The sequence below is a fragment of the Stenotrophomonas sp. AS1 genome, assembly GCF_048957655.1.
GTDB classification, from domain to species: Bacteria; Pseudomonadota; Gammaproteobacteria; order Xanthomonadales; family Xanthomonadaceae; genus Stenotrophomonas; species Stenotrophomonas bentonitica_A.
In genome coordinates this window covers 605,836-621,402 of sequence record NZ_JARVXM010000001.1, presented here as the reverse complement: position 1 = coordinate 621,402, position 15,567 = coordinate 605,836, and the positions used below count along the sequence as shown (strand labels likewise).

Sequence of the window (15,567 nt, the reverse complement as noted above, 5' to 3'; positions counted from 1 at the left end):
ACCGTCGCGGCAGCACGGGGATCAACGCAGCGCGTTGGCCCGCTTCTCGTCGATCCACTTGGAGGCCTGCGCCGGCTCGTAGGCGCGCATCCAGGCAAGCATTTCATCGATGTCCGAGCCGTACCACAGGTCCGCGCGCTGGGCCGGGTGCAGGAAGCGCTCTTCGACCATGCGATCGATCATGCCGATCAGCGGGGCGTAGAAGCCATCCACATCCAGGAACGCGCAGGGCTTGTTGCCGATGCCCAGCTGGCGCCAGGTCAGCATTTCGAAGATTTCTTCCATCGTGCCGAAGCCACCGGGCAGGGCCACGAACGCATCGGACAGATCGAACATGCGCGACTTGCGCTCGTGCATCGAACCGACGATTTCCAGTTCGGTCAGGCCGCGGTGGGCTACTTCCCAATCCGCCAGCTGCTGCGGGATCACGCCGGTGACTTCGCCGCCGCCTGCAAGCACGGCATTGGCCACGGTACCCATCAGGCCGACGTTGCCGCCGCCGTAAACCAGGCGCAGGCCATCCCGGGCGATGCGGTCACCCAGCGCGATGGCGCGCTCGGTGTAGACCGGCTTGCTGCCGGGGTTGGAACCACAGTAAACGCAAATCGACTTCATTGGATCTTCCTGTGTTCAGAAACTGACGCGGCGGAAACGAAAAAGCCCCGCCGATGACCAGTGTTCCGGTCTCGTGACGGGGTGTCGTTCCGCGGATGCGGGCGGTGATTATCGCGCGTTATGGGCGTGGAGGCCAATCGGGGCCCGGGGATGGGGCTGGGTAATGGTCGCTCTGCCGGGTTCGTGGGAGCCGACCAACGGTCGGCTCTACCGGGTTCGTGGCGGCCGACCAACGGTCGGCTCTACCGGGTTCGTGGCGGCCGACCAACGGTCGGCTGCCGTTGTCTGTACCGCCGGCCTCAGGCCGCCTGCGACTGCTCGCGGCGCGGACCTTCCTTCAATGCGCGGCCCACCAGCCCGACCAGCAGGTCCAGCTCTTCGCCGTCCATGCCGAAATGCGGGGTGAACCGCAGCGAGTTCTCGCCGCCGTGGATCACGTTGATGCCGTGGTTGCGCAGCCATTCCTCGGTGGAGCCGGCGCCGTAGCACTTGAACTGCGGGGCCAGCTCGCAGGAGAACAGCAGGCCGGTGCCCTGGACCTTGGTGATCAGCCCGCCCAGCTCGGTCTTGAGCTGTTCCAGCTTGCGCACCGCTTCCTCGCCACGCACGCGGATGTTCTCGCGCACCTGCGGGGTCAGCAGTGACAGCGTGGCGCAGGCCACGTCCAGTGCCCGCGGGTTGGAGGTCATGGTGTTGCCGTAGATGCCCTTGCGGTACAGCTGCGCGGCGTGTTCGGTCACGGCCAGCACCGAGAGCGGGAACTGGGCCGCATTGAGTGCCTTGGAATAGGTCTCCATGTCCGGCACGTCCAGGCCTTCGAAGCCCGGGTAATCCACGATCGAGAGCACGCCGTGCGCGCGCAGGCCGGCCTGGATCGAGTCGAGCAGCAGCAGGCTGCCGTGCTGGCGGGTCAGCTCACGGGCCAGCGCATAGAACGACGGCGGTACCGAACGGCCCGGGTCGCCTTCGCCCATCACCGGCTCCAGGAAGATCGCCTCGATGAACCAATGGTTCTGCTCGGCCTCGGCAAACACGCGCTTGAGTGCGTCTTCGTCGTACGGCGCGATCGCGATCACGCTGTCTTCGCCCCGGTAGCTGGCCAGGTGCTGCATGTAGGTCTTGCGGCTGGAATCGGAATACAGGCCCGGGCGGTCGGTGCGGCCGTGGAAGCTGCCCTTGACCACCACGCGCTTGATCCTGGCGCCAGCGTGGCGGGCCCCCGGATCGGTCTGCAGCTTGGCGTTGACGTCGGCGATGCGGGCGGCCAGGCCGACCGCTTCGGAGCCGGAATTGAGGCACATGAAGTGGCTGTACGGGCAGCCGCCGCGGCGGTGGCCGATCTCCTTGCGCAGGGCCTGGATGAAGCGCTGCTGGGACAGGCTGGGGGTCATCACATTGGCCATCACCTGCGGGGCCGCCATGGCGTCCATCACCGGTTCGGGGGTGTGGCCAAAGCCGAGCATGCCGTAGCCGCCGGCGTCGTACAGCACCGCGCCCTTCAGTGTGACCACCCATGCGCCACGGGCGGCCAGGGCGACGTACGGGGTGACGGCATCGTCGGCATAGAAGTTGACGAAGCCGTCCTGCATCGCATCGATCTGGGCGCGCTCGTCCAGGGCCAGCAGGTCGCCCAGATCGGCGCGCACGCGCTCGAACTCAGTGGCGGCGGCGTCGATGGCGGCGACCAGCGCGGGGTGGCCGGCGGCGAGGCGTTCGAGGGTGGCGTCATCCAGGCCGGTGGTGAGGCGGGTGCCCGGCTGGGCGCGGAGTGGGGCAAGACGTTCGATGAAGCTCATTGCAGATCTCCTGAAACGATGGCGGCACGGCGGAAAAGCAAAACGCGCGTCTATTCGCGCGCGCTTCGGCCATTCCTGCTCGTGCATCAGACTTCCGGCTCGATGCTAGCACGCGGTTTTTCGCGCGATAACCCCGCCAAAAACTGTTGCAAAGCAGCATTTTGCGCGACGTTCGCACAAGGCTGGGTTGCTACCGGGAGCCAGTCGTACAATGGCCGACATTGCCTACACGTTGCCGTGCGCTCCCTTGAAGAAGTCCGATTTCAACTACGACCTGCCGCCTGAACTGATTGCCCAGGCTCCGCTCGCCGAGCGTTCGGCCAGCCGCCTGATGGTGGTGCCGCCGGCCCCGGCCGCCTTCGACCACCGCCAGGTGCGCGACCTGCCCGAGCTGCTGCGGGAAGGCGACCTGATGGTGTTCAACGATACCCGGGTGATCCCGGCGCGCCTGTTCGGCCAGAAGGCCAGCGGGGGCCGTGTCGAAATCCTGATCGAGCGCCTGCTCGGTGGCCAGCAGGCGCGGGCCCAGGTCGGCGCCAGCAAGTCGCCCAAGCCGGGCAGCCGCATTGCCCTGGATGCCGGTGGCGAGGCCGAAGTGCTGGGGCGCGACGGCGAGTTCTACGTGCTGCAGTTCCACGCGCCCGAGGCGCTGGAGCAGTGGCTGCTGCACGCCGGCCGGCTGCCGTTGCCGCCCTATATCCAGCGCGAGCCGGGCGTGGACGACCGCGAGCGTTACCAGACGGTCTTTGCCCGCGAGATCGGCGCGGTGGCGGCCCCGACCGCCGGCCTGCACTTCGATGAGGCCCTGCTGGCCACGTTGAAGGAAAAGGGCGTGGAGTTCGGTCATGTGACCCTGCACGTGGGCGCGGGCACCTTCCAGCCGGTCCGCGTGGACGATCTGACCGACCACGTGATGCACCGCGAATGGCTGAACGTCGGCGCCGAACTGGTGCAGCAGGTGCGCCGCACCCGCGCCGCGGGTGGCCGGGTGATCGGCGTCGGCACCACGGTGGTACGGGCCCTGGAAAGCGCCATGCGCGACGGCGAGCTGCTGCCGTACGCCGGTGAAACCCAGATCTTCATCACCCCCGGCTACCGGATCCGCAGCGTGGACGCGATGGTGACCAACTTCCATCTGCCGGAAAGCACGCTGCTGATGATGATTTCCGCCTTTGCCGGCAAGGACCGCGTATTCGAGGCCTATCAGGCGGCGATCGCGGAGAAGTACCGCTTCTTCAGCTATGGCGATGCGATGCTGCTGTTCCCGCAGGGGGAATGACCGGGGGCGGGGCAGGCGCGGCCGTTTTCGGCGACAATGGCAGACTATCTGCCCGAATGACCGCTCCATGTCCCGACTCCAGTTCCAGCTCCAGACCACCGACGGTCGCGCCCGCCGCGGCCGCCTGACCTTCCCGCGCGGGACCGTGGAAACCCCGGCCTTCATGCCGGTGGGCACCTATGGCTCGGTGAAGGGCATCCTGCCGGAGCAGATCCGCGCCCTGGGTGCGGAGATCATCCTCGGCAATACCTTCCATCTGTACCTGCGCCCGGGCCTGGACGTGATCGCCGACCACGGCGGCCTGCACGGCTTCGCGCGCTGGAATGGCCCGATCCTGACCGACTCCGGCGGTTTCCAGGTGTTCTCGCTGGCCCACCGCCGCAAGATCACCGAGCAGGGCGTGACCTTCTCCTCGCCGACAGACGGGGCCCGTGTGTTCCTGGGTCCGGAAGAGAGCATGCGCATCCAGAAGGTGCTGGATTCGGACGTGGTGATGATCTTCGACGAGTGCACCCCGTACCCGGCCACCGAGCCGGTCGCGCGCACCTCGATGGAGCTCAGCCTGCGCTGGGCCCAGCGCAGCCGCAACGCGCACGATGAACTGGGCAATGACGCAGCGCTGTTCGGCATCGTCCAGGGCGGTGTCCATCACGACCTGCGCAGCCGCTCGGCCGAAGGCCTGCAGCAGATCGGCTTTGACGGGTACGCCATCGGTGGCCTGGCCGTGGGCGAGCCCGAGCACGAGCGCAACGCCATGCTCGACCACATGCACCCGATCCTGCCGGCCGACCGCCCGCGCTACCTGATGGGCGTGGGCCGCCCGGAAGATCTGGTCGAAGGCGTCGCCCGCGGCGTGGACATGTTCGATTGCGTGATGCCGACCCGCAACGCCCGCAACGGCCACTATTTCACCTCGTTCGGCACCGTGCGCATCCGCAACGCCCGCTACGAGCGCGACATGGACACCATCGAGCCGGGCTGCGGCTGCCACGCCTGCACCAGCGGTTACACGCGTTCCTACCTGCGCCACCTGGACCGCTGCAACGAGATGCTGGCGCCCATGCTGGGCACCATCCACAACCTCTATTACTACGAGAAGTTGATGGCCGACATGCGCGAGGCGATCGCGGCGGGAACCTTTGCCGCCTTCCGCGAGTCTTTCTACGCGGCCCGTGGTGCGGTCACGCCCGCGCTGTAAAGTGACCCCGGCCGGCCGCTCCGGCGCGCCGACCCTGCCAAACGGCCCAAGGACGAACTCCCGGGGCCATGGCATACTTCGAGGCTGACCCCCGTTTCGCGGCGACACCCTGACCCTCAAAGGGGGCGGGGCGCCTCCCAACCCAAGGACACACTATGAACCTGCTCGCCTTCCTGATCCCCACCGCCAACGCCCAGGCCGCCGGTGGCCAGCCGCAGGGCATGGGTCTGACCACCCTGCTGTTCCCGATCATCCTGATCGCGATCATGTACTTCCTGATGATCCGCCCGCAGATGAAGCGCCAGAAGGAACACAAGGCCATGCTGGAGAAGGTCAAGCGCGGTGACGAAGTGCTGACCAACGGCGGCATCGCCGGCGTGGTCACCGACATCGGCGACAACTTCATCACCATCGAAGTGGCCGAAAACGTGCGCATCCGCGTGCAGAAGGGCGCCGTGGGCAATGTGCTGCCGACCGGCACGCTGAAGTCGGCCAACTGATCCACCTCCTTTCCGTTCAACCGCGGTGCCGGGACGGGCACCGCGCGGGACCCAAGCAATGCTCGAATTTCCACGCTGGAAGTATTTCCTCATCCTGATCGTGCTGGCGGTCAGTGCGTTGTACGCGCTGCCCAACATCTACCAGAAGGACCCTGCCGTGCAGATCACCGCCAACCGTGGCGGGCAGATCGACGACGCCCTGCGCGACCGTGTGCTGGGTGACCTCAAGCAGGCCGGCGTGGAGCCGCTGTCGGTGGCCAAGGAAGGCGACAGCCTGATCGTGCGCCTGCCGACGCTGCAGGCGCAGACCGCCGCCAACGACGCCCTGCGCGACGAGATGGGCGAGGACTACGTGGTCGCCCTGAACCTGGCTTCCACCGTGCCGGACTGGCTGAGCGACCTGGGCGCCAAGCCGATGGTGCTGGGCCTGGATCTGCAGGGCGGCGTCCACTTCGTGCTGCAGGTCGACCAGAAGGCGGCACTGGACAAGCGTCTGGACGCCTACGCCGAAGACGTGCGCACCAGCCTGCGCGATGCCCGCATCGCCTACCAGTCGGTCGAGCGCCGTGGCGACAACACCATCGTGGCCACCATCAGCCCGTCTGCCGGTGCCGATGCGGCCGCGCGTGCCCGCGAGGTCATGGTCAAGGCGCAGCCGACGCTGGGCTACGAGGTGGCGGGCAACCGCATCACCGTGAGCATGCCGGAGACGGAGCTGACCGCGATCGCCAATGGCGCCATCGAGCAGAACGTCAACACGCTGCGCAACCGCGTCAATCAGTTGGGCGTGTCCGAGCCGATCATCCAGCGCCAGGGTGCCGACCGCGTGGTCGTGCAGCTGCCCGGCGTGCAGGACACCGCCGAAGCCAAGCGCATGATCGGTGCCACCGCGACGCTGGAATACCGCGCCGTGGTTGAAGGCAACGCCCAGGACGCGATCGCCAGCGGCCGCATCCCGCCGGAGGCCAAGGTCTACCAGCAACGCGACAACCGCGGCCCGATCCTGCTCAACAAGCGCGTGATCGTGACCGGTGACCAGATGGTCGCCGCGCAGGCCACCACCGACCAGAACGGTTCGGCAGCAGTGAGCGTGACGCTGAACAACGTCGGCGGCCAGCGCATGTTCGACTTCACCAGCGCCAACGTGAACAAGCCGATGGCGGTGGTCTACACCGAGCGCATCCCGACCGTGAACGTGGTCGACGGCAAGGAAGTGCGCAGCTTCCGCGTCAAGGAAGAAGTGATCTCGGTCGCCAACATCAACGGCGTGTTCGGCAAGAACTTCCAGACCACCGGCCTGGACAAGCTCGAAGCGGACAACCTGGCCAAGCTGCTGAAATCCGGCTCGCTGGCCGCGCCGATGGACTTTGTTGAAGAACGCATCGTCGGCCCGAGCCTGGGTGCGGAGAACGTCGAGCGCGGCGTGACCGCGGTCGGCTTCGCGTTCCTGTTCACGCTGATCTTCTTCACCGTGTACTACCGGATGTTCGGCGTGATCACCTCGGTGGCGATGCTGTTCAACCTGCTGATCGTGGTGGCGGTGATGTCACTGTTCAGCGCGACGATGACGCTGCCCGGCTTCGCCGGCCTGGCGCTGTCGATCGGCCTGTCGGTCGACGCCAACGTGCTGATCAACGAACGTATCCGTGAAGAGCTGCGGGCCGGCATGCCGCCCAAGGCGGCCATCGTGGCCGGTTACGAGAAGGCTTCCGGGACCATCCTGGACGCCAACCTCACCGGCATCCTGGCGGGTGTGGCGTTGTATGCGTTCGGTACCGGCCCGCTGAAGGGCTTCGCCGTGACCATGATCGTCGGCATCCTGGCCTCCATGTTCACTGCAATCACCGTCTCGCGTGCCCTTGCCGTGCTGCTTTACAGCCGCCGCAAGAAGCTCAAGACCCTGGCCATCTGACGGGAAGCGAATACAAACCATGAAACTTTTCCCGTTGCATCTGATCCCGAACGACACCAAGTTCGACTTCATGCGCACCCGTTGGGTGGCTGTCTCGCTGGCTGCCCTGGTGTTCATTGCCGCCATCGGCTGCATTGCCTTCAAGGGCTTCAACTACGCGCTGGACTTCACCGGCGGCACCGTGGTCGAAGTGCGCTTCGACAAGCCGGCTGACGTCGATGCCGTGCGTGAGCATCTGGAAGGCGCCGGCTATGCCGGTGCCCAGGTGCAGAGCTTCGGCAGCGGCAGCAACCTGCTGATCCGCCTGCAGCCGCAGGAAATGGCCGAAGGCGAGAACGCCGGTGAAGCCAACAACCGCACCGCCGAAGCCGTGCAGAAGGCGATCTCGATGGAGGGCAACCAGGCCGCCATCGTGGGCGCCGAGTTCGTCGGCCCGCAGGTGGGTAAAGAGCTGGCCCTGAACGGCCTGTACGCGGCGCTGTTCGTGCTGATCGGCTTCCTGATCTACATCGGTTTCCGCTTTGAGTGGAAGTTCGCGATGGTGGCGATCATCACCACGCTGTTCGACGTGCTGGTGGTGGCGGGTTACTTCTCGCTGAGTGGCCGTGAGTTCGATCTGACCGTGCTGGCCGGCCTGCTGTCGGTGATGGGCTTCTCGATCAACGACACCATCGTGGTGTTCGACCGTGTGCGTGAGAACTTCCGCAGCCTGCGTGTGGAACCGCTGGAAGTGATGAACCGTTCGATCAATCAGACGCTGTCGCGCACGATCATCACTTCGCTGGTGTTCTTCCTGTCGGTGCTGGCGCTGTACCTGTACGGCGGTGGTTCGCTGGAAGGGCTGGCGCTGAGCCAGATGATCGGTGCGGTGATCGGTACGCTGTCGTCGATCTTCATCGCCTGCCCGCTGCTGACGATGGGCGCACTGGCGGTGACCAAGCAGGATCTGCTGCCGAAGGCCAAGGACGTGGAAGCGCTGGAGCGTCGTCCGTAAGGTTTCTGGTGGTCTGCAACATCCGGAAGGCCGCGCATTGCGCGGCCTTTCTTTTGGGGCTGCCCGCAGAGCGTGCCAAGGCGGGACCGTCACCTCCCATACACCCCCGTCGGTTGTACTCCGCGGCGCTGCGCACTACGATCCCTTGCGTTCCGCGCAGCCGCCCAGGTGGCGCGCGACCTCCCTTTTCATCGCGCCGGTCCGCCCTGCGCCAGTCCCCCTCGAGGTTTACATGGTCATCAAACCGCGTGTGCGCGGCTTCATCTGCGTCACCACCCATCCCGTCGGCTGCGATGCGGCCGTCAAGCAGCAGATCGAGTACATCCAGTCCAAGCCGAAGATCACCAACGGGCCGAAGAAGGTGCTGGTGCTCGGTGCCTCCACCGGCTACGGCCTGGCTGCGCGCATCACGGCGGCGTTCGGCAGTGATGCCGCCACGCTGGGCGTGTTCTTCGAGCGTCCGGGTACCGAGACCAAGCCCGGCACTGCCGGCTGGTACAACACCGCCGCGTTCCACAAGTACGCCGAGCAGGCTGGTTTGTACGCCAAGAGCGTCAACGGCGATGCCTTCTCCGACGAGGTCAAGGCCAAGGTCATCGAGCTGATCAAGCAGGATCTCGGCCAGGTCGACCAGGTGGTGTACAGCCTGGCCGCGCCGCGCCGCAAGCATCCCAGGACCGGTGAAGTGATCAGCTCCACGCTCAAGCCGATCGGCGCACCGATCACGCTGCGCGGCCTGGATACCGACAAGGAAGTGATCACGGAAACGACGATCGAGCCGGCCACGCCGGAAGAGATCGCCGGTACCGTCGCCGTCATGGGCGGCGAAGACTGGCAGATGTGGATCGATGCGCTGCTCGAGGCCGGTGTGCTGGCCGAAGGCGCGACCACCACGGCCTTCACCTACGTCGGTGAGGAAATCACCCAGGCGATCTACTGGAACGGCTCCATCGGCGCGGCCAAGAAGGATCTGGACGAGAAGGTCGTCGGCCTGCGTCAGAAGCTGGTGCCGATCGGTGGCGATGCGCGCGTATCGGTGCTCAAGGCCGTGGTCACCCAGGCCAGCTCGGCGATCCCGACCATGCCGCTGTACCTGTCGCTGCTGTTCAAGGTGATGAAGGCCAAGGGCACCCACGAGGGCTGCATCGAACAGCTCGATACCTTGTACGACATCCTCTACGGCGGCAAGGACGCGGGTACCGCGACCGAGCGCCTGCGCCACGACCTGGTCACCGATGGCGGCCGCAAGGTCGAGCTGATCGACGACGCCGGCCGCCTGCGCGCGGACTACAAGGAAATGGCGCCGGAGGTGCAGGGCGAAGTGGTTGCGCTGTGGCCGCAGGTGACCAACGAGAACCTCTACGAGATCAGCGATCTGGCCGGCTACAAGGCCGATTTCCTGCGTCTGTTCGGGTTCGGCGTGGAAGGTGTGGACTACGATGCCGATGTCGCGACCGATGTGAAGATCCCGAACCTGGTCGAGATGGCCTGACCGGAAGGATGGATGCCGACCAACGGTCGGCATCTACCCGCGCGGCCATCGATGCACGCGCGGTGACCCCATCGATGCACGCGCGGTGCCCCCAATGATGCGCGGAAGAGGGTAGGTCACGACCGTTGGTCGTGACGCTCCCAATCAGCTGAAATCGAAATCCATCACCGGGCCGGCCGGGCCGACGAAGTCGCCCTGCACGTAGTCCACCCCGGCACTGAAAAGCAGGCTCATCGAGTTGGCATCGGCGACGAACTCGGCGATGGTGCGGATGTTGGCGGCCTGCGCCCGCGCGGTGATCTCGCTGATCTTCCCGCTGTGTTCGCGGGTGCTGGCGAGGTCGCAGGTGAAGTCGCGGTCCAGCTTGAGGAACTGCGGCTGGAAATGGGCCAGCAGCTGGAACGAGTCCAGCCCCGAGCCGAATTGCTCCAGGCCGATCCGGCAGCCGAGCGGCGCGATCGCCGCCAGGAACTGCTGCGCATTGCGCAGGTGGGTGAACACCTTTGCCTCCGGCGCATGCAGCCACAGCTGTTCGCCGGGCACGCCCTGGGCCTGCAGCTCGCGGCGCAGGGTGACGATCATCTGCGGGTCGTTGAACGACTCCGGGGTGATCTTGACCATCAGGTGGGTGACGTGGCCTTCGCGCCTGCGTGCGGCGAGCATGCCGATCGCGTGGGTGACCACCCAGCGGTTGATGTCGGCCAGCAGGCCGTGCTCCTCGGCGATGCCCAGGAACGCGGTCGGGCTGAGCAGCTCGCCGTTGTGCTCCAGGCGCAGGTAGGCCTCGTACAGCTCCAGCGCTTCGCCCTGCAGGTTGAGCACCGGCTGGTAATGCAGCTGGAAGCCATCGCCGTCCAGCGCCTGGCGGATGCGGGCCACCCAGTGCTGGATGCGCTCTTCTTCCACGCGGTCCACCGCCGCCGGGTCGAACACCCGGGTGGTGTTGCCCAGTTCCAGGGCTGCCTGCGTGCACTCGGTGGCGCGGGCCAGCACCTGGCCGATGCTGGCGATCTTTTCGCCGACCTGCACGCCGCCGACACTGACGGTGACTGTGGCCGAGCGCTCGCCGATGCTGAACACCTGCGCGGCGAAGGCGGCCCGGATCTGGTCGGCCAAGGCGACGGTCTGCGCGTAGGGTGCTTCGGTCAGCACGGCGAAGCTGTGTTCACCGAAGCGGGCCACCTGGGCAGCGTCGCCAACGGATTGGGCCAGCACGCGGGCAAGGGCACCGATCAGCGCGTCGGCCGAGTCCAGCCCGATCTCGGGCAGCAGGCGCGCATAGTGGTCGGGCTCGACCAGCAGCAGGCCGAACCGGCCCTCGCTGCGGCCGGCCTGGGCCACGGCATTTTCGACATGCAGCATGAAGGTCGGTCGGTTGAGCAGGCCAGTGACCTGGTCGCGCTGGCGCAGGTCCTCGACCTCGCGCGCCAGCTCCGGGTCGAACTCCATGCGGCGGCGGAACACCACCTGCAGGCAGGATTCGCCTTCGTAGCTGGCCTGGGTGAACTCCATCGTGGCCGGGAACACCGCCCCGTCCTGGTTGCGTGCGTCCACCTGGTACTGCGGCGGCGGTGCATCGCCCTTGCTCATCGACTTGAGCAGCTGCTTGAAGCCGTCCACGTGCTGCGGCGCGACCATGTCCAGCAGCGAGATGCCCTCCACATCATCGAAGGTCTCGTAGCCGAACATCTCCAGGTAGGCCTCGTTGGCGCGGATGTGCATGCCTTCATGGACATAGGCGATCGGGTCGCGCGAGGAGGAGATCAGCGCGTCGCAGCGGCGCTCGGTCTCGCGCATCTGGGCCTCGATCCGGCGCAGCCCGCGGCGCGCGTGCAGATCGGTCCATTCATTGCGCACCACCGCCAGCAGGTGCTCGGGGCGGTGGCGCAGGGCGATGGCGCGGATGCCATTGGCACCGGCCTCGACCCACTCGTTCTCATTGATCGACTCGGCCAGCAGGATCATGGGGATGTCCTTGCCACTGGCCGCGATCTGCTGGGTGACCTGCAGCAGCGGGATGCTCTGGGCGGCAGCGACCAGTACCAGGTCGATCGGCTGGGTGCCCAGGACGTGGGCCAGTTCCTCGCTGTGCTGCGGGCGCGTCGGGCGCACCGCGATGCCGCTGTTGCGCAGCGTGCTGACGATGGTCTCGGCGTTCTCGCCGCTGTCGTCCACGATCAGCAGGCGGACCGTCATGTCATTCGCGTTCTGCATTCAGTACTCCCCGGACTGCAAACTTGATACACGATGCGTGTGACTACGTCCATGCGGCAAACCGTAGCCGATCACGGAACGCGGGTCCCGGCTCAGGCCACGCTGCCCGCGGCATGGCCACAGGCCCAGGCCCACTGGAAGTTGTAGCCCCCCAGCCAGCCGGTCACGTCCAGCACCTCCCCGATGAAGTGCAGGCCGGGAACCAGTTGCGATTCAAAGGTACTGGAGGACACCTTGCGGGTGTCGACCCCGCCCAGCGTCACCTCGGCGGTACGGTAGCCCTCGGTGCCACTGGCCACCAGCGGGAAATTCTGCAGCAGATCGGCCGCCTCGCGCAGCTGCGGCTCATCGATCTGGCGCACCAGCCGGTCCGGCAGCCAGTGCTCGCACAGGCGCAGCGCGAGCCGCCGCGGCAGCACCTCGGACAGCACCGTGCGCAGCTCGGCGGCGCCGCGCTCGGCCTTCATCCGGCGCAGCCAGCCCAGCGCGTCCTGGCCCGGCAGCAGGTCCAGCCGCAGCTCATCGCCGGGCTGCCAGTACGAAGAGATCTGCAGGATCGCCGGGCCGCTGATGCCGCGGTGGGTGATCAGCATCGAATTGCGGAACTCGACCCCGTTGCAGCGTGCCTCGATCGGCAGGGCGACGCCGCTGAGCTCGTTGAAGCGCTCCTGGTGCTTGCCGCTCAAGGTCAGCGGCACCAGCCCGGCCCGGGTCGGCAGAACCTCGTGGCCGAACTGGCGGGCCAGCTCATAGCCGAAGCCGGTGGCGCCCATGCTCGGGATCGACAAGCCACCGGTGGCGACCACCAGCGAGGCGGCGTGGAAGTGACCCTGCGCGGTGTGCACGTGGAAACCGTCCGCGCCGCGCTCGACCTTCTGCACCCCGCAGTCGGTGCGGATCTGCACCCCGGCGGCCTGGCATTCGTCCACCAGCATCTTCACGATCTGCCTGGAGGAGATGTCGCAGAACAGCTGGCCCAGTTCTTTTTCGTGATACGCGATGCCGTGCCGCTCCACCATCTCGATGAAGTGCCAGGGGGTGTAACGGGCCAGCGCGGATTTGCAGAAGTGCGGGTTGGCCGACAGGAAGTTGGCGGCCGTGGTGCCGGTGTTGGTGAAGTTGCAGCGCCCGCCGCCGGACATCAGGATCTTCTTGCCGACCTTGTTGGCATGGTCGATCACCTGCACCATGCGCCCGCGCCTGCCAGCGGTCATCGCACACATCAGCCCGGCCGCGCCGGCGCCGATCACCAGTACATCGCATCGGATCACGGACATCTCAGCGCGCTCAGGCCTGCGGCTTCTGCTTGCGCCAGGTGGGGATGACGCTGAGCTGGGCCTTGTCGGAGGTCAACTGCACTTCGCCGTCCTGGATCTGCACGTCCCACTGCATCGTGCGTTCGATCTGCGCGCCCCATTCGGTGACGAACTCGCCCGGCAGGTCCATCACCTCCAGCGTGGCGAGCTTCTTCAGCGCGGAGGCGTTGCGGTCCCACCAGATGTCGGCGGCGCGGCCGCCGTAGGTGACCAGCTGCACCGCGCGCGCGCGGCCGGCGGCCTTGCGCAGGCGCGACTCGTCCGGCTGGCCCAGCTCGATCCACAGTTCGATGTCGCCGGTGTAATCGCGGCGCCACAGGTCCGGTTCGTCATCCACGCTCAGGCCGCGGCCGAACTCCAGCCGGTCGTCGGCGTTCAGCGCGAAGGTGAGCAGGCGCACCATCAGGCGGTCGTCGGTTTCGGACGGATGCTGGGCCAGCGTCAGCGTATGGCTGGCGTAGTAGCCGCGGTCCATGTCGCTGATCTGCAGTTCGGCCTTGCGGATGGTGGCGGTGAGGGCCATGGGGATACCTGAAACAAAGAGCGCCATGATAATGGTTCGCCATGAGTCCGTCCGATCCGATCCTTGCCACCCCCGCGCCCAGTCGCCTGCAGTTGCCGCCTGGCGACTGGCCGAGCCTGCTGGACGGGCTGTGTGCGCGCTTCCCGCGCATCGACCGCGCGCAGTGGGTGGGCCGCTTCGCCCGTGGGCGCGTGCAGGATGCGCAGGGCAGGGCGCTCGCTCCGGATCATCCCTGGCAGGTCGGGCTGGAGATCGTCTACTTCCGTGAAGTGCCCGATGAGCCGGTGATTCCCTTCGCCGAGGCCATCGTCCATCAGGACGCGGAGCTGCTGGTGGCCGACAAGCCGCACTTCCTGCCGGTCACCCCGGCGGGCGGCTACGTGCGCGAGACCCTGCTGGCGCGGCTGGTGGCGCGCACCGGCAACCCCGACCTGGTGCCGCTGCACCGCCTGGACCGCTTGACCGCCGGGCTGGTGCTGTTCTCGACCCGGCCGGCGAGCCGCGATGCCTACCAGCGCCTGTTCCGCGAGCGGCGCATCGAGAAGGTCTACGAAGCCCTGGCGCCGGCCCTGCCGCAGGTGGCGTTCCCGCTTGAGCGCCAGACCCGGCTGGTCCCGGGCGAGCCGTTTTTCCGCATGGCCGAGGTGACCGGCGAGCCCAATGCCCGGACCCGTGTCGAGGTGATCGAGTGCACCGGACCGGTCTGGCGTTACCGGCTGCACCCGGTGAGTGGCCGCAAGCACCAGTTGCGCGTGCACATGGCGGGGCTGGGCGCGCCGATCCTGGGGGACGATCTGTACCCGGAGCTGCGCGCGGATGCGCCGGCGAGGGTGCCGCTGCAGCTGCTGGCGAAGGAATTGGCGTTCGATGACCCGTTTAACGGAGAGCGGCGCACGTTCTCCAGCGGGCTGTCGCTCCACCTGTAGGACCGGCCGCTGGCCGGCTGCCAGGGTCCATGGGTAGATCCTGTCGTCAGCAGGTGTTGAGGAGGAGCCGGCCAGCGGCCGGCACTACCGATACCGGTCCTGGGCCACGCCGGACCTTCATCCAGCTGGCGGTTCATCACACTGAACGCTTGGCCAGCCAACGATCCAGCTGCGCGGCGAAGGCCTGTTTGTCGCGCGCGTGCAGGGGCGCCGGCCCGCCGGTCTGGATGCCCGAGCCGCGCAGTTCCTCCATGAAATTGCGCATGGACAGGCGCTCGGCCATGTTGTCGGGCGTGTACAGCTCGCCACGCGGGTTGAGCGCGACGGCCTTTTTATCCAATACGAGGGCGGCCAAGGGGATGTCCTGCGTGACGACCAGGTCGCCCGGCTGGACCCGCTCGACGATCACGCTGTCAGCCACATCCAGGCCTGGCGGCACCTGTACCGATCGGATGAAACGGGACGGGGGAGTGCGCAGCCAGTGGTTCGCGACCAGGGTCATCTCGATCCCGGCGCGCTCGGCGGCGCGGAACAGGATCTCCTTGATGACGGCCGGGCAGGCATCGGCGTCCACCCAGATATGAACTTTAGGGGTCGGGGCATCGGTCATTTGGCTGATCTTAAGGTAGGAAAAATCTGAATAGGGGCTCCGGTTTCGTGTAGGATCGCCCGACCCCTTGTCCTGTCAGGCGGGAAGGGGAGGATGGCTGAATAAACCAGCTATCGCTTTTTCGGTAAAACACGAGTATCGTCACCCACACTGTGTTTGCTAGGGTCACCGTGAATCGTGGCCTGGTGCAGT

Annotated in this window: 13 protein-coding genes; 7 read left to right on the top strand and 6 right to left on the bottom strand. The window is 66.7% G+C overall.

The features are described from left to right. Positions 1–21: 21 nt before the first annotated feature. Positions 22–615, bottom strand: a complete 594-nt coding sequence (locus PV764_RS02825; RefSeq protein WP_019183145.1) for a TIGR00730 family Rossman fold protein — start codon at positions 613–615, stop codon at positions 22–24. Between the two features lie 299 nt (positions 616–914). Further along, positions 915–2,411 (bottom strand): aminotransferase class III-fold pyridoxal phosphate-dependent enzyme, encoded by a 1,497-nt coding sequence (locus PV764_RS02820; RefSeq protein WP_421116154.1) that lies wholly within the window; start codon positions 2,409–2,411, stop codon positions 915–917. A 247-nt stretch (positions 2,412–2,658) separates the two neighbouring features. On the opposite strand from PV764_RS02820, the gene queA reads away from it, so the two are divergent. The 6 genes from queA to fabV all read left to right on the top strand — a co-directional run bounded on the left by queA (position 2,659) and on the right by fabV (position 9,786). Further along, positions 2,659–3,690 (top strand): tRNA preQ1(34) S-adenosylmethionine ribosyltransferase-isomerase QueA, encoded by a 1,032-nt coding sequence (gene queA, locus PV764_RS02815; protein ID WP_421116193.1) that lies wholly within the window; start codon positions 2,659–2,661, stop codon positions 3,688–3,690. Between the two features lie 67 nt (positions 3,691–3,757). Next, positions 3,758–4,888, top strand: a complete 1,131-nt coding sequence (tgt, locus tag PV764_RS02810; RefSeq protein ID WP_019183142.1) for a tRNA guanosine(34) transglycosylase Tgt — start codon at positions 3,758–3,760, stop codon at positions 4,886–4,888. A 155-nt stretch (positions 4,889–5,043) separates the two neighbouring features. Continuing rightward, positions 5,044–5,388 (top strand): preprotein translocase subunit YajC, encoded by a 345-nt coding sequence (gene yajC, locus PV764_RS02805; RefSeq protein ID WP_019183141.1) that lies wholly within the window; start codon positions 5,044–5,046, stop codon positions 5,386–5,388. Positions 5,389–5,446: 58 nt separating this feature from the next. Further along, complete coding sequence (secD, locus tag PV764_RS02800; protein WP_421116153.1) at positions 5,447–7,300, top strand: protein translocase subunit SecD; 1,854 nt, start codon at positions 5,447–5,449, stop codon at positions 7,298–7,300. Positions 7,301–7,319: 19 nt separating this feature from the next. Beyond that, entirely contained in the window at positions 7,320–8,294 is a 975-nt protein-coding gene (secF, locus tag PV764_RS02795; RefSeq protein ID WP_019183139.1) for a protein translocase subunit SecF, read from the top strand. A 232-nt stretch (positions 8,295–8,526) separates the two neighbouring features. Further along, on the top strand, positions 8,527–9,786 hold the full coding sequence (gene fabV, locus PV764_RS02790; RefSeq protein WP_421116152.1) for an enoyl-ACP reductase FabV: 1,260 nt from the start codon (positions 8,527–8,529) through the stop codon (positions 9,784–9,786). A 144-nt stretch (positions 9,787–9,930) separates the two neighbouring features. Here the strand turns inward: fabV and PV764_RS02785 are convergent, their stop codons facing one another. From PV764_RS02785 to PV764_RS02775, 3 genes are all read right to left on the bottom strand, one after another. Beyond that, the gene (locus PV764_RS02785) at positions 9,931–12,000 is read right to left on the bottom strand and encodes an EAL domain-containing response regulator (RefSeq protein WP_046274339.1); all 2,070 of its coding nucleotides are present in this window, start codon (positions 11,998–12,000) and stop codon (positions 9,931–9,933) included. A gap of 92 nt (positions 12,001–12,092) precedes the next feature. After that, the gene (locus PV764_RS02780; RefSeq protein WP_019183136.1) at positions 12,093–13,277 is read right to left on the bottom strand and encodes an NAD(P)/FAD-dependent oxidoreductase; all 1,185 of its coding nucleotides are present in this window, start codon (positions 13,275–13,277) and stop codon (positions 12,093–12,095) included. A gap of 10 nt (positions 13,278–13,287) precedes the next feature. Then, on the bottom strand, positions 13,288–13,839 hold the full coding sequence (locus PV764_RS02775) for a YaeQ family protein (RefSeq protein ID WP_019183135.1): 552 nt from the start codon (positions 13,837–13,839) through the stop codon (positions 13,288–13,290). A 41-nt stretch (positions 13,840–13,880) separates the two neighbouring features. Here PV764_RS02775 and PV764_RS02770 point away from each other — a divergent pair, with 41 nt between their 5' ends. Beyond that, positions 13,881–14,765 carry a pseudouridine synthase gene (locus PV764_RS02770; protein ID WP_421116151.1) on the top strand — a complete coding sequence of 295 codons (885 nt, stop codon included), beginning with the start codon at positions 13,881–13,883 and terminating at the stop codon, positions 14,763–14,765. A gap of 136 nt (positions 14,766–14,901) precedes the next feature. On the opposite strand, the gene PV764_RS02765 is transcribed toward PV764_RS02770, so the two are convergent. Further along, positions 14,902–15,375 (bottom strand): YaiI/YqxD family protein, encoded by a 474-nt coding sequence (locus PV764_RS02765; RefSeq protein WP_070427181.1) that lies wholly within the window; start codon positions 15,373–15,375, stop codon positions 14,902–14,904. Positions 15,376–15,567: the final 192 nt, after the last annotated feature.